The sequence below is a fragment of the Anaerotruncus sp. DFI.9.16 genome (assembly GCF_024461615.1).
Classification (GTDB): Bacteria; Bacillota; Clostridia; order Oscillospirales; family Ruminococcaceae; genus Anaerotruncus; species Anaerotruncus massiliensis.
In genome coordinates this window covers 300122-319009 of record NZ_JANFZX010000001.1, presented here as the reverse complement: position 1 = coordinate 319009, position 18888 = coordinate 300122, and the positions used below count along the sequence as shown (strand labels likewise).

The 18888-nt window shown below is 62.5% G+C and carries 19 protein-coding genes; 15 read left to right on the top strand and 4 right to left on the bottom strand.

The features are described 5' to 3' along the window. Positions 1 to 5: 5 nt before the first annotated feature. The 11 genes from NE609_RS01595 (at position 6) to radA (ending at position 11301) form a co-directional block, all read left to right on the top strand. Positions 6 to 1232: an HlyD family efflux transporter periplasmic adaptor subunit gene (locus tag NE609_RS01595; RefSeq protein ID WP_121585602.1), complete on the top strand. Its 1227-nt coding sequence runs from the start codon at positions 6 to 8 to the stop codon at positions 1230 to 1232. Further along, positions 1213 to 1941, top strand: a complete 729-nt coding sequence (locus NE609_RS01590; RefSeq protein WP_256151479.1) for a YggS family pyridoxal phosphate-dependent enzyme — start codon at positions 1213 to 1215, stop codon at positions 1939 to 1941. Before NE609_RS01595 ends, NE609_RS01590 begins: the two co-directional genes overlap by 20 nt. 21 nt (positions 1942 to 1962) lie before the next feature. Then, entirely contained in the window at positions 1963 to 2412 is a 450-nt protein-coding gene (locus NE609_RS01585; RefSeq protein ID WP_256151478.1) for a cell division protein SepF, read from the top strand. Beyond that, the gene (locus NE609_RS01580) at positions 2412 to 3173 is read left to right on the top strand and encodes an RNA-binding protein (protein WP_256151477.1); all 762 of its coding nucleotides are present in this window, start codon (positions 2412 to 2414) and stop codon (positions 3171 to 3173) included. The genes NE609_RS01585 and NE609_RS01580 overlap by 1 nt, the downstream gene beginning before the upstream one ends. A 43-nt stretch (positions 3174 to 3216) precedes the next feature. Next, positions 3217 to 3963 (top strand): DivIVA domain-containing protein, encoded by a 747-nt coding sequence (locus NE609_RS01575; RefSeq protein WP_256151476.1) that lies wholly within the window; start codon positions 3217 to 3219, stop codon positions 3961 to 3963. A gap of 44 nt (positions 3964 to 4007) precedes the next feature. Continuing rightward, positions 4008 to 6806: an isoleucine--tRNA ligase gene (ileS, locus tag NE609_RS01570; RefSeq protein ID WP_256151475.1), complete on the top strand. Its 2799-nt coding sequence runs from the start codon at positions 4008 to 4010 to the stop codon at positions 6804 to 6806. 71 nt (positions 6807 to 6877) lie between these two features. Beyond that, positions 6878 to 7381, top strand: coding sequence for a signal peptidase II (gene lspA, locus NE609_RS01565; RefSeq protein ID WP_101550628.1), 504 nt, complete (start codon positions 6878 to 6880; stop codon positions 7379 to 7381). Continuing rightward, positions 7374 to 8297 (top strand): RluA family pseudouridine synthase, encoded by a 924-nt coding sequence (locus NE609_RS01560; protein WP_256151474.1) that lies wholly within the window; start codon positions 7374 to 7376, stop codon positions 8295 to 8297. Before lspA ends, NE609_RS01560 begins: the two co-directional genes overlap by 8 nt. After that, the gene (locus NE609_RS01555; protein WP_121585608.1) at positions 8294 to 9106 is read left to right on the top strand and encodes an HAD-IIB family hydrolase; all 813 of its coding nucleotides are present in this window, start codon (positions 8294 to 8296) and stop codon (positions 9104 to 9106) included. The genes NE609_RS01560 and NE609_RS01555 overlap by 4 nt, the downstream gene beginning before the upstream one ends. 41 nt (positions 9107 to 9147) lie before the next feature. Beyond that, a complete protein-coding gene (locus NE609_RS01550; RefSeq protein ID WP_256151473.1) occupies positions 9148 to 9900 on the top strand; it encodes an N-acetylmuramoyl-L-alanine amidase in 753 nt (250 codons plus the stop codon). Positions 9901 to 9915: 15 nt separating this feature from the next. Continuing rightward, entirely contained in the window at positions 9916 to 11301 is a 1386-nt protein-coding gene (radA, locus tag NE609_RS01545; protein ID WP_256151472.1) for a DNA repair protein RadA, read from the top strand. Here radA and NE609_RS01540 read toward each other — a convergent pair. Next, on the bottom strand, positions 11275 to 11460 hold the full coding sequence (locus NE609_RS01540) for a hypothetical protein (RefSeq protein ID WP_101550639.1): 186 nt from the start codon (positions 11458 to 11460) through the stop codon (positions 11275 to 11277). The two genes, radA and NE609_RS01540, sit on opposite strands and share 27 nt — an antisense overlap. Before the next feature lie 209 nt (positions 11461 to 11669). Here NE609_RS01540 and NE609_RS01535 point away from each other — a divergent pair, with 209 nt between their 5' ends. The 4 genes from NE609_RS01535 (at position 11670) to NE609_RS01520 (ending at position 15920) form a co-directional block, all read left to right on the top strand. Continuing rightward, complete coding sequence (locus tag NE609_RS01535; RefSeq protein ID WP_256151471.1) at positions 11670 to 12773, top strand: efflux RND transporter periplasmic adaptor subunit; 1104 nt, start codon at positions 11670 to 11672, stop codon at positions 12771 to 12773. After that, on the top strand, positions 12763 to 13953 hold the full coding sequence (locus tag NE609_RS01530) for an ABC transporter permease (RefSeq protein ID WP_121585612.1): 1191 nt from the start codon (positions 12763 to 12765) through the stop codon (positions 13951 to 13953). Before NE609_RS01535 ends, NE609_RS01530 begins: the two co-directional genes overlap by 11 nt. Positions 13954 to 13974: 21 nt before the next feature. Continuing rightward, positions 13975 to 14742 carry a uroporphyrinogen-III synthase gene (locus NE609_RS01525; RefSeq protein ID WP_256151470.1) on the top strand — a complete coding sequence of 256 codons (768 nt, stop codon included), beginning with the start codon at positions 13975 to 13977 and terminating at the stop codon, positions 14740 to 14742. A 152-nt stretch (positions 14743 to 14894) separates the two neighbouring features. Continuing rightward, complete coding sequence (locus NE609_RS01520; RefSeq protein ID WP_256151469.1) at positions 14895 to 15920, top strand: tyrosine recombinase XerC; 1026 nt, start codon at positions 14895 to 14897, stop codon at positions 15918 to 15920. Here NE609_RS01520 and NE609_RS01515 read toward each other — a convergent pair. From NE609_RS01515 to scfB, 3 genes are all read right to left on the bottom strand, one after another. Continuing rightward, positions 15906 to 16502 carry a hypothetical protein gene (locus NE609_RS01515; protein WP_256151468.1) on the bottom strand — a complete coding sequence of 199 codons (597 nt, stop codon included), beginning with the start codon at positions 16500 to 16502 and terminating at the stop codon, positions 15906 to 15908. The genes NE609_RS01520 and NE609_RS01515 overlap by 15 nt on opposite strands. A 181-nt stretch (positions 16503 to 16683) precedes the next feature. Further along, positions 16684 to 17487 (bottom strand): pyrroline-5-carboxylate reductase, encoded by an 804-nt coding sequence (gene proC, locus NE609_RS01510; protein WP_243107383.1) that lies wholly within the window; start codon positions 17485 to 17487, stop codon positions 16684 to 16686. A 16-nt stretch (positions 17488 to 17503) separates the two neighbouring features. Continuing rightward, a complete protein-coding gene (scfB, locus tag NE609_RS01505) occupies positions 17504 to 18868 on the bottom strand; it encodes a thioether cross-link-forming SCIFF peptide maturase (RefSeq protein ID WP_256151467.1) in 1365 nt (454 codons plus the stop codon). Between the last annotated feature and the right edge of the window lie 20 nt (positions 18869 to 18888).

The following is an 18888-nucleotide window of genomic DNA, read 5'->3' as shown; positions in this document are numbered from 1 at the left end:
CGGATATGAAAAATACGTTGACCCAAAGGCTCGTGATGGGGCTGCTCGCGCTTTTCCTGCTCAGCTACGTCGGCTATCAGGCGTGGCGGTATTTCACCTCCCAGTACAAAACCGAGACGGTGTATACCTACACGGTCGCGGAAACCGCCGGGATCACGGGCATCGCCCTGCGCGAGGAACAGCTGCTTGACGACTGGATCGGCAAGGGCGTGGCGACCTACCTGACGAGCGACGGCACCAAAGTCTCCAACGGCACCGCGATCGCCGAGGTCTACCGGAGCGAGAAGGACGCGGAAAACGTGCGGATGGTGCGGGAACTCTCCCACCAGCGGGAACAGCTCGAAAAGGCGCAGGACCCCGGCACCACCTCCTATGCGCACACCGATGTGCTCAACCGGCAGATTTTCAGCGAACTGGGCGGCATCATCCGCCAGGTGGACGGCAACAGCTTTTCCCAGCTTTCCGGCGGGGCGGATAACCTGCTCCTGCTGCTCAACACCAAGCAGGTCGCGACCGGAAAGCAGAGCAGCTTTGCCGGCGAGATCGAGCGGCTCGAATCGGAGGAGCGGTACTACTCCTCCCAGATCAAGGAGGAACCCGAGACGATCACGGCCCCGCGCCCCGGGTATTTCATCCGGACGATCGACGGCCTCGAGGGCAAGGCGGACCTTGAAAACCTCGACGAGCTGCTCCCGGACGATCTGGCCCGGCTGATGAACACGCCGGTCAAGACCAATTCCACAAGGGTGGGCAAGCTGATGCTCGGCCACAACTGGTACTTTGCCGCCGCCGTCCCGGAGGAGGATGTCTCCAAATACCGGGAGGGCGCGCTCGTCACCCTCGATTTCCACCTCAGCGGGACAAGCCCGGTGGAGGCGGTGGTGTGGAACGTCAACAAGGACCAGGAGAAGGGCGGCGCAGTCGTCGTCTTCCGCAGCGACTATATCAACGAGGCGCTCGTCAACCTGCGCACCGCGCAGGCGGACGTTAAATTCAAATCCATCTCCGGGCTGCGGGTGAGCAGCTCGGCCATCCGGTTCGAGGGCATCCAGAAGGGCGTTTACATCATCCGGGGCGAAAAGCTCGCCTTCCGCCCGGTGGATGTGCTCTACGAGGGGGCGGGGTTCGTGGTCTGCCGGGAAGCCAATCCCGAGGCCGAGCCCGACTGTCTCCAGCAATATGACGATGTGGTCATCGAGGGGGCGCAGCTTTATGACGGAAAACCGGCCTGACGAAAGGGCCGTCGCCGCGACGGTGAGGGATATTACCGAGCGTATAGCCGAGACCTGCGCGAAATGCGGCAGAGACCCGGCGGACGTGCGGCTGATGGCGGTGACCAAGACGGTCGAGGCCGCGCGGGTCAACGAGGCGATCGGCGCGGGGGTGCGGCTGCTCGGGGAAAATCGCGCGCAGGAGCTGCTCTCCAAATACGACGACTACCGGAAGGACGGGGTGGAGATCCACTTCATCGGGCATTTGCAGACCAACAAGGTGCGGCAGATCGCGGACAAGGTGACGATGATCCAGTCGCTGGACAGCCTCCCGCTCGCGCGGGAGATCGAAAAACAGTGCGCAAAGCTCGGAAAAAAGATGGACTGCCTGGTGGAAGTAAATATTGGAAGCGAACTGACAAAATCCGGCGTGTCGCCCGAAGCGCTTCCGGAATTTCTGGAAGAGGTTTCCTCGGTTGGCGGGATTTGTGTGCGGGGACTGATGTCGATCCCGCCGGTCTGCGAAAACGATCTCGAAAGAGAACGTTATTTTTCCAGTTTGTATAAACTATTTGTTGACATCGGGCAGAAAAAAATAGATAATATCAGTATGGATTTTTTGTCTATGGGGATGTCGGACGACTACCTGTTGGCAATCAAGCACGGCTCCAGCCTTGTTCGGATTGGAACCGCGCTGTTTGGGCGCAGGGCCTATGCCGGCCATCAATGAGAAACTGAGAGGGATGTTTTTATGGGACTTATGGATAAGTTCAAGAACTTCATCGGGATTCCGGAGGACGAGTACTACGAGGACGTGGACGTGGATTTCATCTCCAACGACAATCCCCGCCCCGATCCCGTCCGCGAGGAGCCCGCGGTGCACGGAGAGAAGCGCGGCAACAAGGTTGTCAACATCCACGCGACCACCCAGCTTCAGGTGGTGCTCGTAAAGCCCGAGCGGTTTGACGACGCCTCCGCCGTGGCGGACCACCTCAACGACAAGCGCACCGTCGTGCTCAACCTCGAGTCGACCAATAAGGACGTCTCCCGCAGGCTGATCGATTTCCTCTCGGGCGTGGCCTACGCCAACAACGGCCAGATCAAGCGCGTCGCCAACAGCACCTACATCATCACTCCCTACAATGTCGACATCATGGGCGACCTGCTCGACGAGCTCGAGAGCAACGGCGTCTTCTTCTGATGGCTTTCGCGGCGGACAGGCAGGACCAGGCGTTCACCGCCCACATCCTTGACCTGTTTACCATAGCGCAGCAAAAATACGTGACGCGCTTCACCGGCTTCCTGGACATGCACCAGCTCGCGCTGGCGCGGCGGGCGGCCGCGTCTTGTGCGTATCCGAATCACTCGTTTTTCGGCGGGCATCCCGGCGGGGAACGGGTGATGCTCGGCGTTTTCGCCCCATACGAGGAGCCGGACGAGGCGGCGTTCCCGATCGTCCCGCTCACGCTCACCTTCCGGGCGGAGGACCCCATCGGCCACCGGGATATTTTGGGCTCCCTCACGGGGCTGGAGATCCGCCGGGAGGCGGTGGGGGACATCCTCATGGGGGAGGGGCTCGCCGTCTGCTTCGTGACCAACGCGGTCGCGCCCGTCGTCCTGAATGAGCTTGCCAAGGTCGGACGCTGCGGCGTCAGGGTCCGGGAGGGGCTTCCCGGCGCGTTGCCGGCGCTGCACCGCTATGCCGACGTCCCCATCAATGTGAGCGCCCTGCGGCTCGACTGCGTGGCCGCGGCGCTGCTCCACCTCTCCCGCGAAAAGGCCGCGCAGGCGGTGCGCTCGGGGGCGGTGTCCCTCAACGGCGCGCCCGAACAGGAGGTCTCCCACATGCTCTGCGAGGGGGACGTGCTGAGCGTCCGCGGCTATGGGAAATATCTGGTCGCGCAGGTGCTTTCGGAGACGAAAAAGGGGCGGCTGCACCTGCTCTGCAAAAAATATGTATGATCCGGTACGATTCCGATGAATGATATAAGGGGGATGTTCCACTGTGCTCAATCCAAACGAGATCGCGAACAAGCAGTTTTCCAAGGGGCGGGGCTACCGCGCGGAGGAAGTCGACAGCTATTTGCGGCAGATTGCCAGCGACATCGGTGAACTGATAGAGGAAAAGCGGGACCTAGAAAAGAAGATGATGGTCCTCGCGGACAAGCTCGAGGAGTACAAGGAGGACGAGGAGAGCCTGCGCGCGGCGCTGCTCGGCGCCCAGAAGCTGGGCGACAGCGTGGTGCGGGAGGCCAAGGCCAAGGCACAGTCGCTCCTTGAGGACGCCGAGGCGCAGGCCGTGCAGCTCGTGGAGAACGCCAAGAAGGAGATCGAGCGGCAGCAGCAGGGCTTCGTCCGGCTGCAGCGGGAGGTCGCGACCTTCAAGAGCAAGCTGCAGCTCGTCTATAAACAGCATCTGGAACTCATCAGTTCCATCCCCGTGGACGAGAACATCGTGGAAGCGGCGATGAAGAAGAGCACCCCGCAGCCGGAACCCCAGCCCCAGCCGGAGCAGCCCGCCTTTGAGGAGCCTGTCGACGAGCTGCCGCCTCCTGTCGAGCCGGTGGACGAGTATTCGATCCCGCTGCCGGTGGACGCTCCGTTAAGCTATTCGGAGGAGCGCCTTGAATACAGCGAGGACGCCTACGAATCCGACCCGGCGCCCGCGCCCAAAAGGGAATCGCGGTTCGGCCCGCTCAAATTCGGCAAGGAATTCGACATCAAGCGCGACGACGACAAGCGCAGGAAATAATTTCCGTCAAGATGAAATAGACAAAACAAGGAGAGAACAGCCCAATGTCCGAACAGGATTACAGCAAAACATTAAACCTTCCCAAGACCGACTTCTCGATGAGGGCCGGGTTGCCGCAGAAGGAGCCCGGCATGGTCGAAAAATGGGATCGTGAGCGCCTTTACGACAAGATGATCGAAAAGAACGAGGGCAAGCCGCTTTATATGTTCCACGACGGCCCGCCGTATGCGAACGCGAACATCCACCTCGGGACCGCGCTCAACAAGGTGCTCAAGGACATCATCATTCGCCAGAAAAACCTGTCCGGATACAAGGCCCCCTACACCCCCGGCTGGGACACCCACGGCCTGCCCATCGAGCTCAAGGCGATCAAGGAGCTGGGCGTTTCGAGCGACATCACCCCGGTCGAGCTCCGGAAGGTGTGCCGCGATTTCGCGCTGCGTTTCGTCGAGAACCAGAAGCAGGAATTCAAGCGCCTGGGCACCCTCGCGGACTACGACAACCCCTACCTGACGCTGAAGCCCGAATACGAGGCGCGCCAGATCGAGATCTTCGGCGCGATGGCCAACAAGGGCTATATCTATAAGGGCCTCAAGCCGGTATACTGGTGCCCTCAGTGCGAAACGGCGCTCGCCGAGGCGGAGATCGAATACGAGGAGGACCCCTGCCGTTCGATCTATGTGAAATTCAACGTCGTCGACGACAAGAAGGGCGTGCTCGCGCGCCTCGGCGCGGAGGATCTCTCCAAGACCTATATCGTCATCTGGACCACGACCACCTGGACGCTGCCCGGCAACATGGCCATCTGCGTCGGCCCGGCGTTTGAGTACTGCGTCGTGAAGGCGGGCGGGGAATATTACGTCATGGCCAAGGAGCTGGTCGAGTCGTCGATGAAGGCGGCCAAGATCGAGGATTACGAGATTCTCGGCGTCTGCCTGGGCGAGGAGCTCGAGTATATCACCTACCAGCATCCCTTCCTCGACCGGCAGTCGCCGATCATCCTCGGCGACCACGTCACGCTCGAGAGCGGCACAGGCTGCGTCCACACGGCGCCCGGCCACGGCGTCGAGGACTTCGACGTCTGCGCGCAGCACTATCCCGAGATCGAAGTCGTCGTGCCGGTCGATAAGTTCGGCAAGCTGACCGAGCTCGCGGGCGAGTTCGCGGGCCTTTCGACCGACGCCGCCAACAAGGCGATCGCCCAAAAGCTGGAATCCACCGGCAACCTCTTCGCGATGGAGAAGATCATCCACCAGTACCCGCACTGCTGGCGCTGCAAGGAGCCGATCATCTACCGCGCCACCGAGCAGTGGTTCTGCTCGGTCGACGACATCAAGGAGCAGACGGTGGAGGAGATCGAAAAGGTCAACTTCATCCCCGAGTGGGGCCGTGGCCGCATGATCAACATGGTCCGCGACCGCAGCGACTGGTGCATCTCGCGCCAGCGCACCTGGGGTGTTCCGATCCCGATCTTCTACTGCAAAAAATGCGGCAAATACCATGTCGACGAGGCGAGCATCGCCGCCGTCGCGGAGCTTTTCCGCACGCACGGGGGTTCGGACGCCTGGTACACCACCGACGCGAAGGACATCCTGCCCAAGGGCACCAAGTGCAAATACTGCGGCAGCGAGGAGTTCACCAAGGAGACCGACATCATGGACGTCTGGTTCGATTCCGGCACGTCCTATGCCTCGGTCATCCACGACAATCCCAGCCTGGAATGGCCGGTCGACCTCTACCTCGAGGGCACCGACCAGTACCGCGGCTGGTTCCAGTCGTCGCTGCTGACCTCGGTCGCGTGGCAGGGCGTCGCGCCCTACAAGACCGTCTGCACCCACGGCTGGGTGGTCGACGGCGAGGGCCGCAAGATGTCCAAATCGCTCGGCAACGGCATGGAGCCCAGCGAGATCACCGACCAGTACGGCGCGGATATCCTGCGCCTGTGGGTCGCCTCCGCCGATTACCACGCGGACATCCGCATCTCCAAGGACATCTTAAAGCAGCTTTCCGAGGTCTACCGCAAAATCCGCAACACCGCGCGGTTCATCCTCGGCAACATCTCCGACTTCGATCCCAACCGGGACCTTGTTGCGAAGGAGAAGCTGTCCGGGCTCGACCTGTGGGCGCTCTCCCGCTTCAACGACCTCGTGAAGCAGTGTGCCGGGGCCTACGACCGGTTTGAATTCCACATCATCTACCACGCGCTCCACAACTTCTGCACGATCGATATGTCGAACTTCTACCTCGACGTGATCAAGGACCGCCTCTATGTCGAGGCGGCCGATTCGGCCGACCGCCGCGCCGCGCAGACGACGATCTACACGATCCTGCGTGGGCTCACGCTGCTCATCGCGCCGATCATTCCCTTCACCGCGGAGGAGATCTGGAGCTACCTGCCCGCCGACTCCGGCTATGACGCCGGCTCGGTCATGTTCAATGAGATGGCCAAGGCGGTCGACGGCATGGTCGACGAGGTGTTCATGGAGAAGTGGGACCGCATCCACCTGGTGCGCGACGACGTGCTCGGCGCGCTCGAGGCGGCCCGCGCCGCCAAGACGATCGGCAAGTCGCTCGAGGCGAAGGTGTCCCTCCACTGCGACGGGGAGCTCTACGATTTCCTCGCCTCGGTCATGGACGAACTCGCGCCTGTCTTCATCGTCTCCGCCGTTTCGCTCGAACGGGGCGGGGAAGGCTCGTTCAAGGGCGCGGTCGAAGGGCTTTCCGTCACCGTCGCCCATGCGGACGGGGCGCACTGCCCGCGCTGCTGGGCTTACAGTGGCACGGTCGGTTCCGACGCGAAGCATCCCGAGCTCTGCGCGCGCTGCGCCGGGATCGTTGGTTAAACACGGTTAGAAATCAGTTTGCGGCGCTTAAATTCCTTTAAGCGCCGCAAATTTCTGTTGGAGGACATTTTATGACAGCAATTGTTTTGATCGTGTCCGCGCTGCTCGTGCTCGCCGACCAGCTCATCAAGCTGTGGGTGCTGGCCGCCCTGCCCGGCGCGCCGTCGGTGACGCTTATCCCCGGCCTTCTCCAACTGACCTACGTGGAGAACCGCGGAGCCGCGTTCGGCATCTTCCAGGGGCGGGTGGGGCTCCTCTCCATCGTCACCCTCGCGGTCATCGCGGTGGCCGTATGGCTGCTCGTCAGCGGAAAAATCCGCCACAAGCTCGCCATGTGGAGCGTGGGGCTCATTGTCGCGGGCGGGCTCGGCAACCTGATCGACCGGATCTTCCGGGCGTTTGTCGTCGACTATCTCGACGTGTCGCCGCTCTTCCACTTCCCGGTCTTCAACTTTGCCGACTGCTGCGTGGTCGTCGGGACGATCCTGCTGGCGGTCTGGCTGCTCTTCCTTGAGGGCAGGGACAAAAAGGTCCCGCCCGCTCCGGAAGCCCCGGAGGGCGGAAGCGTTGAATAGGCGCTATTTCGCCGCCGACGAGGCGGACGCGGGGGAGCGGGTCGACCGCTGGATTGCCGAGGCGGCGGAGGATCTCTCCCGCTCGGTCGTGCAGAGGCTGTGTGACGACGGCGCCGTCTTCGCGGACGGAAAGGCGATCGCGAAGAACTACCGGCTGCGGGGCGGCGAGGAGCTCGCCGTCGAGGTGCCGGACGCAAAGCCGCTCGACGTCGTCCCGCAGGACATCCCCATCGACATCGTCTACGAGGATGACGACCTGCTGGTCGTCGACAAGCCCAAGGGGATGGTCGTGCATCCCGCGCCGGGCAACTGGGACGGCACGCTCGTGAACGCGCTGCTCTTTCACTGCGCCGGGCGGCTCTCGTCGATCAACGGCGTCATCCGTCCGGGGATCGTCCACCGGATCGACAAGGATACGAGCGGACTTCTGATCGTCGCCAAGAACGATTTCGCCCACAATCTGCTCGCAGAGCAGATCAAGGCGCACAGCTTTACACGCATCTACAACGCCGTCGTCTACGGCGGCTTTTCCACCGGGGAGGGAACGGTCGACGCGCCGATCGGGCGGAATCCCTCCGACCGCAAGAAGATGTGCGTGACCGAGCGGAACTCCCGCCCCGCCGTGACCCACTACCGGGTGCGGGAGCGGTTTACCGGGTTCACCGATCTGGAGCTGCGGCTCGAGACGGGGCGCACCCATCAGATCCGCGTGCACATGGCGCACATCGGCCATCCCGTTGCGGGGGACCCCGTCTACGGGCCGAAAAAGGTGATCGCGCGGCTCGGCGGGCAGTGCCTGCACGCCCGCGCGATCGGTTTTATCCATCCGCGCACAGGGGAATATCTCGAGTTCACAAGCGGGCTTCCCGCTTATTACACCGCGTTTCTCGACAGCCTGAGGGGGGACCATCCTTGACAAAGCTTTCCGATCTGCTGCTCGTCAGCGACGTCGACGGGACGCTGATGAACTTTCCCGCACCCATCCCGCCGCGCAACATCGAGGCTCTGCGTCGGTTTATTTCCGCCGGCGGGAGGTTTTCCGTCGCCACCGGGCGCTCGATCGCCTCGGCGCGCCCCTATGTGGAGCAGCTTCCGGTGAATGCGCCCTGCATCCTCTACAACGGCTGCGCGATCTATGATTTCGCCGCCGAAAAGGTGCTCCGCGCGCATGAACTGCCCGACAGCTATCCCGGTTACCTGTCCGCGCTGATGCGGGAATTTCCCGACGCGGGCTTCGCACTGATGCGGGAGCGGGAGATCGTCGCGCTCTCCGGGCCCGGTTATGTCCGCGAATACCTCGGCCGGGAAAACATGCCGATCCTCGAAGAGGCGCTTACAAAGGCACGCGGTCCCTTCCTCAAGGCGGTCATGGCGATGCCTTGCGAATGGACCGCGCGGGTCGAGGAGTTCGGCAATGCGCAGGGCTGGAAGGACGTGCGGTTCTTCCGGACGGGCCGTCCGTTTGTCGAAATGCTTCCCGCCGAAGCTGAAAAGGGGACAGCCTTGACAGAACTGATGGACCTGCTTGGGATTCCTCCCGCGCGCACGGTCGCGATGGGGGACTACTACAACGACGCCGGGATGCTCGCGGCGGCCGGTTTTGCCGCCACCACGGCCGAGGCTCCCGACGCGGTGCGCTATCTCTGCCGGGGCATCTTCGGGCGCTGTGAGGACGGCGCGCTCGCCGACCTCATCGAAGCGCTCGAGCGCCGCTGTCCGGCATAATGCCCCGGTCCCTCCGCATAGATTGGAGCGGGGGGATGCGCATGAAATGGAAAAAATCGACTGCCGCGGCGGTCCTGCTCTTCGGGCTGGCGGCGGTTTCCCTAATGGTACATTCGGTGTCGGAGATCATGGCGGTCACGCCCGTCTTTGCCGGGGAGGAACAGGGGCTGCCCACCATCGTGATCGACGCGGGGCACGGCGGCTTCGACGGGGGCGCGACGGGCGTGGACGGGATCGTCGAGAAGGATCTGAACCTTTCGATTGCCCGCAAGCTCTACGACCTCTTCACCGTGAACGGGTTCGACGCGGTGCTCACACGGGACAGCGACGAGACGCTTGAGGACCCGTCGCTCACGACCATCCGCAAGCGGAAGAATTCGGACATTCACAACCGCCTCGAGCTTGCGAAAAGCTACGACAACTGCATCCTGCTGAGCATCCACCAGAACAAGTTCCCGCAGTCGCAGTATTTCGGCGCGCAGGTCTTCTACGGGCCGAAAAATCCGCAGAGCGAGGCGCTCGCGAAGATCACCCAGCGGCGGATGGTGGAGATGCTCCAGCCGGAGAACACCCGCCAGTATAAGCCCTGCGGGGACAGCGTCTACCTCATCTACAATGCCCCGATGCCCGCGCTGCTGATCGAGTGCGGGTTCCTCTCCAATCCGGACGACGCCTACAAGCTGATCGACGCGGACTATCAGAAAAAGATTGCATTTGCGATCTTCTCCTCGACGGCGGAATACCTCGGACTTCAGACTCCGGCGGAGATGGCGGTCTACCGGGAACTCGAATAAAAAGGAATGTGAAGGATGGCTGTAACCAAGAATAAGAGCGTCTACGTCTGCCAGAGCTGCGGCTACGAGTCGGCCAAGTGGTACGGGCGCTGCCCCGACTGCGGCGAGTGGAACTCGATGACCGAGGAGGTGCGCCAGCAGGTCTCGTCAGCGAAGTCCCGTTCGGCCGGTGGGAGCGCGCCCGCGGTGCGGGAGAGCACGGTGAAAAAGCTCTCGGAGATCTCGTCGGACGACAGCCAGCGGTACGTCACCGGCGTCGGGGAACTTGACCGAGTGCTCGGCGGCGGGATCGTCGCGGGCTCGGTGACGCTGCTCTCGGGCGACCCGGGCATCGGAAAGTCGACGCTGCTGCTGCAAATCTGCGAGTATCTCTGCGAGGGACTCAAAATCCTCTATGTATCGGGGGAGGAGAGCGCGCGCCAGCTCAAACTGCGCGCCAACCGGCTGGGCGTTGCGAGCGACAACCTCTATATCTGCGCCACGACCGACATCGAAAGCGTGCTCGAGACGGTGCGGCGGCTGTCGCCCGACATGGTGATGATCGACTCGATCCAGACGATGAACCTTGCCGCGCTCACCTCGTCGGCGGGCAGCGTGACGCAGATCCGCGAGTGCACCCAGGTGCTCATCGGCATTGCCAAAAGCATGGAGGTGCCCGTGTTCATCGTCGGGCATGTCAACAAGGACGGCGCGATCGCAGGGCCGAAGGTGCTCGAGCACATGGTGGACGCGGTCCTCTACTTCGAGGGGGAGCGCCAGCAGAATTTCCGCATCCTGCGCGCGGTCAAAAACCGCTATGGCTCGACCAACGAGATCGGCGTCTTCGAGATGGCGCAGGACGGCCTGCGAGAGGTCCCGAACCCCTCCCAAATGATGCTTTCCGGCCGCCCGAAGGGGGTGTCCGGGACCTGCGTGGCCTGCGTGATGGAGGGGACGCGCCCCATCCTCGCGGAGGTGCAGGCGCTCGTCTCCAAGACGGGATTCGGCAATCCGCGGCGGCAGGCGGCGGGGTTCGATTACAACCGCGCCGCGCTGCTCATCGCGGTGCTGGAAAAACGCTGCGGGTATTTCTTCGGAAATCTCGACGCGTACATCAATGTGGTCGGCGGGCTCAGGCTGGACGAGCCCGCCGCGGACCTCCCGGTCGCGATGGCGCTCATCTCCAACCTGCTCGACAAGGGCGTGCCGGACGATCTGGCCGCCTTCGGCGAGGTGGGGCTCGCGGGGGAGGTGCGCGCGGTGGGGAGCATCCAGCAGCGGGTCAGCGAGAGCTACCGGCTCGGGTTCACCACCTGCGTGGTGCCCAAGCACTGCGTGAAGCAGATCGACCTGCGCGGGATGCCCGAGCTCAACCTGATCGGGGTGCAGAATCTTTCACAGGCCATCGCGGTCATCCGTTAGTTCGGCATAGGGGTCGGTGCGGGTAAAATAGCCGCATCCGTTTCCGTCGCAGCTGGTGATGTAGCTGATGTCGTCGAGCGAGCAGTAGCCCTGCTGCTGGTAGTAACAGTCCTTGTCGCAGGGGATGAGCCGCACCTTTCGTTCCTTGGGACTTGCCATGAAACTCACACTCCAAACACAGATTCTTCATTTGCGCGCCGCGCCGTTTCCGCAGCGGTGCGGCAGCCATTAGTATCACCATTTCCGCGCCGATTAAGCACGGCAAATCCTCCGGGCGCGGAGAATAAAACCCCCGTTGCGGACGAACACTAACTTCGTAATTTTGATGAAGTTGGATCGGATGTTCGTCCGTGATGGGGGTTTCGCCATTGATTTTTAAACGTATCGCCGCGCTGCTGCTGGCCGCCGGCTCGTTCGGCGCGGCCGCGGCCGCGCCGCGTGTCGTCCTGCGCGCCGTGCCGCCGGTGGCGTGCATCACGCCGCGGGAGACGCTCTATGAAAAGCGCATCAACGCCACCGGCACCATCGAAGCGCAGAATGTGCGTGAGGTCTACCTCGACACGCCGGTCATCGCGCAGGCGGTGAACGTTTCGGTGGGCGACTATGTGCGGCAGGACCAGGTGCTTGCCGTCATCGACGCGGACACCACCAAGAGCGTGCTGGAACAGAGCATCCCCGCGTCGAGCCTCGTCTCGGGTATGGCGGCGGGTGCGATTTCGCAGGAGACGGCGGATCTGGCGGGGCTTTATTCGGCGCTGCAATCCTCCGCCTTCGGCACGGGGCTGGACCTCGGCAGCCTCCAGGAGGTCTATGAGGCGGCGGGAGGCGTCCCGGTCGAGCAGAACCCCTACCTCTACGTCCCCGAGACGATCACCGCGCCGATGGACGGCGTCGTGACCGAGGTGGGCATCAAGAGCGGGGTGCTCTCCCGGACCGCGAAGCCGGTCGTCACCATCTCCGACACCGGCAGCTTCGCTGCGATGGTCACGGTGGGGGAATCGTACATTTCGGACGTGAAGGTCGGGGACCCGGCCGTCATCACGGGCACCGGCTTTCCCGGGCGGGAATATACGGGGCACGTGCGGAAGATCGCCCCGGTGGCCCGCAAGCTGACGGGCGGCACCGCGCAAGAGACGGTGGTCGACGTGGAGATCGCGATCGACGACCCGGATAACGACCTCAAGGCTGGCTTTACCGCGCGCGCGGAGATCGTCACGGACACCCGGCGCACGATGCTGACGGTGCCGTATGAGGCGGTGCGGCAGGACGAAAACAACGTGGAATACGTCTACCTGGCGGAGGGCTCCCGCGCCGTGCGGCGGGATATCCAGACGGGGGTCGAGCTGCTCGAGGGAGTCGAGGTGACCGAAGGGCTCGGCCCCGCGGACGTGCTGCTTGCCGACGCGTCAGCGGCGGGGAAGGAAGGCGCCCTTGTAAACCTGCAGAGGGGGGAGCGTCAGGATGTTCTTTGACAGCTTCGTGTGCAGCATCCGCAATCTCGGGCGCAAGCGGTTCCGCAGCTTCCTGACGATCGCGAGCATCGCAATTGGCGTGGCTTCGGTCGTGTTGATTGGCTCGATCGGGGAGATCGGCAAGGGCGCGATCACCGACGAGCTCAATTCGCTGGGGCTCGGCAGCGTCACGGTGAGCGCCGACAAAAAGTTTACCAGCCTCAAAATGGGGGAGGAGGACCTCGCGCTGCTCCGCAAAAGCCCGCAGGTGGAGAGCGCCACGCCGATCGTCGTGAGCTACAGCAGCATCCGGATGCGCGGGCTGGTGGCCAACGCGGTGCTGTGGGGGGTGGACGACGGGAAAAACCAGGTGATTTCCCTCACGCCGAAATACGGGCGGATGCTGGACGCCGCGGACATCGCCGGGGCGGCGGACGTCTGCGTGATCGACAGCAACGTGGCCGAGCTCTTCTACAAGCGGGACAACGTCGTCGGGAAATCCCTTGACGCGATGATCGGCGGCAGCTATGTGCGCCTTGAGATCGTCGGGATCGCCTCGTCGGGTGGCAACATCCTGCAAAACATGGTGGGGGACGTGATCCCCTCCTTCGCGTACCTGCCCTATACGACCGTCCAGCGGTACACGGGGGAGGACTCCTTCGGACAGATCGCCGTCACCCTGCGGGACTCGGCGGACATCGATGCGGCGGCCGAGCAACTCAGCGCGTCGGTCAACCGGTTCCACAACATCGAGCGCGGCTTTAAGGCGGAGAACATCTCCAAGCAGAAGGATACCCTTGACAACCTCCTCGGCGTGGTGACCATCGTGCTCTCGGCGATTGCGGCGGTGTCGCTCGTGGTGGCGGGCCTGGGCATCATGACGGTGATGATCGTGTCGGTCAACGAGCGCACCCGCGAGATCGGCATCAAAAAATCGATCGGTGCGACCCGCCGGACCATCCTGCTCGAATTCCTGATCGAGGCCTTTACGATTTCGCTGATCGGGAGTATCATGGGAGTGGCGGCGGGCCTTGCGCTCGTCTGGGCCGGCTGCGCCCTCATCGGGGTGGCCATGTCGGTAAACCCGGCGCTCATCGCTGTGAGCGTCGCGCTTACGGTCGGCATCGGCGTGGTGTTCGGCGTCTACCCGGCGACGGTCGCCGCGCGTCTGCGCCCGGTGGACGCCCTGCGCACCGAATAAGACCTGTGGGACGGTGGAACCATGCGGTTTGTCCAGAATAGCAATCTTCCGGAGGGGCCGGTGCGTCTCTGCGCGGTGGGGGAGCGGTATGGAATGCTGATCGCCGCGCTCGAAGCGCGCGGGATCGCCTGCCTGCGGGTACCGGAAGATCCCGGCCTTCCCGCGCCGGTCGCCTGCCACGCGGATTTACAGCTCTGCCACCTCGGCGGGGCGCGTATTGCCGTGGCGGCAGGGCGGGGCAGGGACGGCCTTTTGGAGGCCCTGCGTAAACGGGGCTTTTCCGTTGAAGCCGCAGGGCCGCTCGCGCCGGACTATCCGGGGGACGTGCCGCTCAACTGCGCGGTTGTCGGGAAGGTCTGCATCGGCGGCAAGGATAAGATTGATAAAATAATCACAAATTACTGTGGGGAAGCGGGGATCACGTTGGTCCCGGTGAATCAAGGCTATGCCAAATGCTCCGTCTGTGCCGTGGACGAACGCTCGATCATCACCCAGGACCCGTCAATTGCGCAAGCGGCAAGGCGGCAAGGCCTGAACGTGCTGAAGATCCAAACCGGGCGGATTCTGCTGCCGGGTTATGACACCGGCTTTATCGGAGGCTGTTCCGGTCTGCTCGGGAGGAAGCTGCTGGCGTTCACCGGCTCGCTCAGCGCGCATCCGGACGGAGAACGGATCAAGGAATTTTTACATAGCCGTGGCGTTGAGCCGCTTGAGCTGACCGACGGCCCGCTTTACGATGTGGGGTCCATTCTGCCGCTGTTGGAGGAAGATGTGCGGAGGAGACCTTGACTTTCCGATGGGGATGTGGTATTCTTTTAACGGAAGTTATTTCGCTAAATAAAAATTTAGCGCAGTTCGGGGCACCCAAAGGCTCCGCCCGCGCTGCGGGCTCCGCCTTCGCGGCGCTCGCGAAGTCTCCTAAAAGACTGGAGGGTTTCACAATGGCCAACTACGCCGACTGCCCAAACTATCTCAGTGAATTCCTGTTTTATATGCTGACGATCAAAGGCCGTTCCCAGCGCACGGTCGACGCCTATTATATCGATCTGCGCACCTTTCTGCGCTACATCAAGTGCGTCAAGCTCGTGAACGGCAACCCTGACGACCCGGAGTTCTTCGACCAACTCTCGATCAGGGATATCCCGCTCGAGACGGTCGCCTCCATTACCCTCTCGGACGTCTACCAGTTCCTCAACTACGCGGCCTCCGACCGGGACAACAACGCCAAGACCCGCTCGCGCAAGGTATCGTCCATCCGGGCTCTTTTCAATTACCTGACGGTCAAATCGGGCGTGCTCAAGACGAACCCGGTGGAAAACCTTGAGGTGCCGTCCGTGCGCAAGTCGATGCCGCGATACCTGACGCTGGAAGAGAGCCTCGAGCTGCTGACCCACGTCGACCCGGCGTCGCCGAGCTACGAACGGGATTTCTGCATCGTGACCCTCTTTCTCAACTGCGGCATGCGGCTTTCTGAGCTGGTCGGCATCAACCTCTACGACATCCGCGACGACACGATCAAGCTGCTCGGCAAAGGCAACAAGGAACGCGTGATTTACCTCAACGACGCCTGTCGAAAGGCGCTGGACGCCTATCTTGTGAAGCGGAAGCCGGCGCAGGGCGTCAAAGACCGCGACGCGCTGTTCCTCTCCTCCCGTGGAACACGGATTTCGCCCCGGCGGGTCGAGCAGATCATTGAGGAATGCCTGCGCAATGCGGGGCTTTCCGGCCAGGGCTATTCGCCGCACAAGCTGCGCCACACCGCCGCGACGCTCATGTACCAGCACGGTGGCGTGGATATCCGCGTGCTCAAGGAGATCCTCGGGCATGTGAGCCTCTCCACGACCGAGATCTATACCCACGTCTCCGACCGGCAGATGGAAAAAGCGGCGAAACAATCGCCGCTTTCGGGGGTCGCACCAAAGAAAAAGTCAAAGGTGCCGAAGGTCCCGGATTCAGAGGACGAATAGCCCGCCAAAGCGGGTCACGATCAGCGCGTCGAACAGCGCGATCAACAAACATATTCCTGTAAAGATTAGATACTTTACGCAGTAACGTTTGATTCTTCGCGACCCGTTTTCATCGGGCGCGACGAGGGCCGAACGCAGCAGCGTGACCGACAGACGCAGCGACGAGCGGCTCGCCAGGATCAGCAGCAGGGTGCTCAGGAACATCGTGGGGAGCAGCAGGAACGCGACGTAGCGGACCGCGGACGTGCCGTACTGCGCGTAGAGCATGCCGATCGAGAATCCATACCCGAGTCCTTTGAAAAGTGGCACGGCAAAGATGATGATCTGGGCGATCGTGCAGAAACCGCAGAAGAAGAGCACCGCCAGCGCCGCAAAGGTCGAACAGAAGGTCGATGCGGCGATCGAGGCGAACGCCAGCGTCTGCCGCCGTTCCACATAGCCCCCGAGGATCACCTGAAGGGCCGCGCGGGTGTCCGGCCCCGACCGGCTGACAAGCAACGTGCCGATGAGCAGGCCCGCCAGAAAGCAGAGCCCCAGCGCCCAGGTGGATAAACTGCGCGAGGAAAACAAAGAGGACCGCATGGAAACCCGCCCCTCCGACGCCGGACGCATCGGCTGTAGGGGCGGAAGTCCATGTGCGGTCCTCTGCTGCTGTAAAATCTTGTCCCAATCCGCGGCGGTAAAGCTCATTGCAACCATCCTTTCCTTTTTGCCTCAGGAAAGGATATGCGATTTCGCTAAATTTTATGCCTCCCCCGCCCGGTTATTTCCCGAGCTCATAGGCGCGGCGCACCGTGTCGTCAAAGCAGGCGATCAGCGCCTTGTCGAAGCCGCAGCGTTCGAGCGCCGCGAGCCCCTCGAAGGTCGTCCCCTTGGGCGACGTGACCATGTCAATCAGCTCCTGATGGCTCTTCCCCGACTCGAGCATCATCCTGGCCGAGCCGATCAGCGTGTTGCAGAAGAGCCGGTTGGCCACGTCCGCGTCGAAGCCGAGCTCGACGGCCCGGTCGACGAATACCTTCGCGAAGAGGTAGATATACGCGGGGCTCGAGCCGTTGAGCGGGATGACCTCGTTCATCTTGTCCGGGGAAATCTCCTCGACGCCGCCCGCCGACGCAAAGACCGACTTGACGAACGCGAACTCCTCTTCGGTGGCGGGCGCGACCCGGCTCATCGCCGTGGAGCCGCAGCCGATGAGCAGCGGCGTGTTGGGCATGACCCGCACGACCTTTGCGTCGCAGCCGAGCGCCTCCTTGATGAATTCCGCGCTGATGCCTGCCGCGATCGTGACGAACACCGTTTCGGGGCGCGGATGGCCTTTGATTTCGGCCAGTACATCCGCAAAGTTTTGGGGCTTTACAGACAGTACGACATAGTCGCAGCCGTCCACGAGCGCCGCCGCGCTCGCAGATACCTTGAACCCGCGCGCCGCGTAGTGTTCCCGCTGGCTTTCGCGGATATCGTAGACGGCGACCTGTGCCGGTGCGAGCATCCCCGAGCCGGTGATGCCGTCGATGATGGCGCCGGCCATGTTGCCCGCGCCGATAAATCCGATCTTGCAGTCCACAGGAGGTCCTCCCCTCTTAAAGCGTCGCCGCTTTGATCATAATCGCGCACTCCAACCGCTTTTTTTCCAGCTCGCAGGAGAGCTTGTAGGGCTTCAGAATGTCGCCGCTGTACTGCATGCTGTTGGCGTTGCAGCCGCCCGAGCAGTAGAATTTGGCCCAGCAGTTTTTGCACTCGGGTTTGCCGTAGACGGTCGCGGCGGCAAATTTGCACTTGAGGTCGAAATCGAGCGACTGGTCGAAGACGTTGCCCATCTTCCAGCCGTCGTGGCCGACGAACTGATGGCAGGGGTAGACGTCGCCCGACGGGGTGATCGCCACATACTCGTTGCCGCAGCCGCAGCCGCGCAGCCGCTTGATCGCGCAGGGACCCTGATCGAGATCGAGCATGAAGTGGAAGAAGTTGAAGTCCTGCGGCGTGCCGTGCCGCTCGATCATGATCTTCGCGAGCCGCTCATATTCGGCAAACACCTCAGGCAGGTCCTCCCCGGTCAGCGCGTAGGGCTCCGCCGGATCGGTGACGACCGGCTCGACCGACACCTGGTCAAAGCCCATGTCGGAGAGGTGCAGCACGTCCTCCGCGAAATCCTTGTTGTATTTGGTGAAGGTGCCGCGCGCGTAGTACTGCTCGTAGGGGCCGTTCCTGCGCTTTTCGACGAGCTTCTGGAACTTGGGCAGGATGCTGTCGTAGCTGCCGCGCCCGTCGACGCGCACCCGCACCCGGTCGTTGACCTCCCGGCGCCCGTCGATGGAAAGCACGACGTTGGACATCTCCCGGTTGATGAAATCGATCTTGTCGTCGTCGAGCAGCAGGCCGTTGGTCGTGATCGTGAACCGGAAGAGCTTGTTGTGCTCCTGCTCGAGCGAGCGGGCGTACCGGACGATCTCCTTGACCACCTCGAAATTCATGAGCGGTTCGCCGCCGAAGAAGTCCACCTCGAGGTTGTGGCGGCCGCAGGAGTGCTTGATGAGGTAATCGATCGCCGCCTTCCCTACTTCCAGGGACATCAGCTCGCGGTGGCCCATATATTCGCCCGTGTCCGCGAAGCAGTATTTGCACCGCAGGTTGCAGTCGTGCGCGATATGTAAGCACACCGCCTTGACGGGCGACGGGGTCATGAGCTTTGCGAACTGGTCATAGTCGTCGCTCGAGCAGAGCTGGTCCGCTTTCTGGAGCGCGAGCAGCTCCCGGAAGGCGTCCTCGACCTCCTCCCGCGCGTATTGGGGCGTAAAGCGGTCGAAGACCTCCCCGGGACAGCTTTCGGGGATCGGATCCCCAAGCATGTCCAGCAGATCAAAGGAAAGGTCGTCCATGAGGTGCACCGCGCCGGAGTTGACGTCGAGCACGATATTGTAGCCGTTGAGTCTGTACTGGTGTATCATTCCAATCTCCCCACATAAAG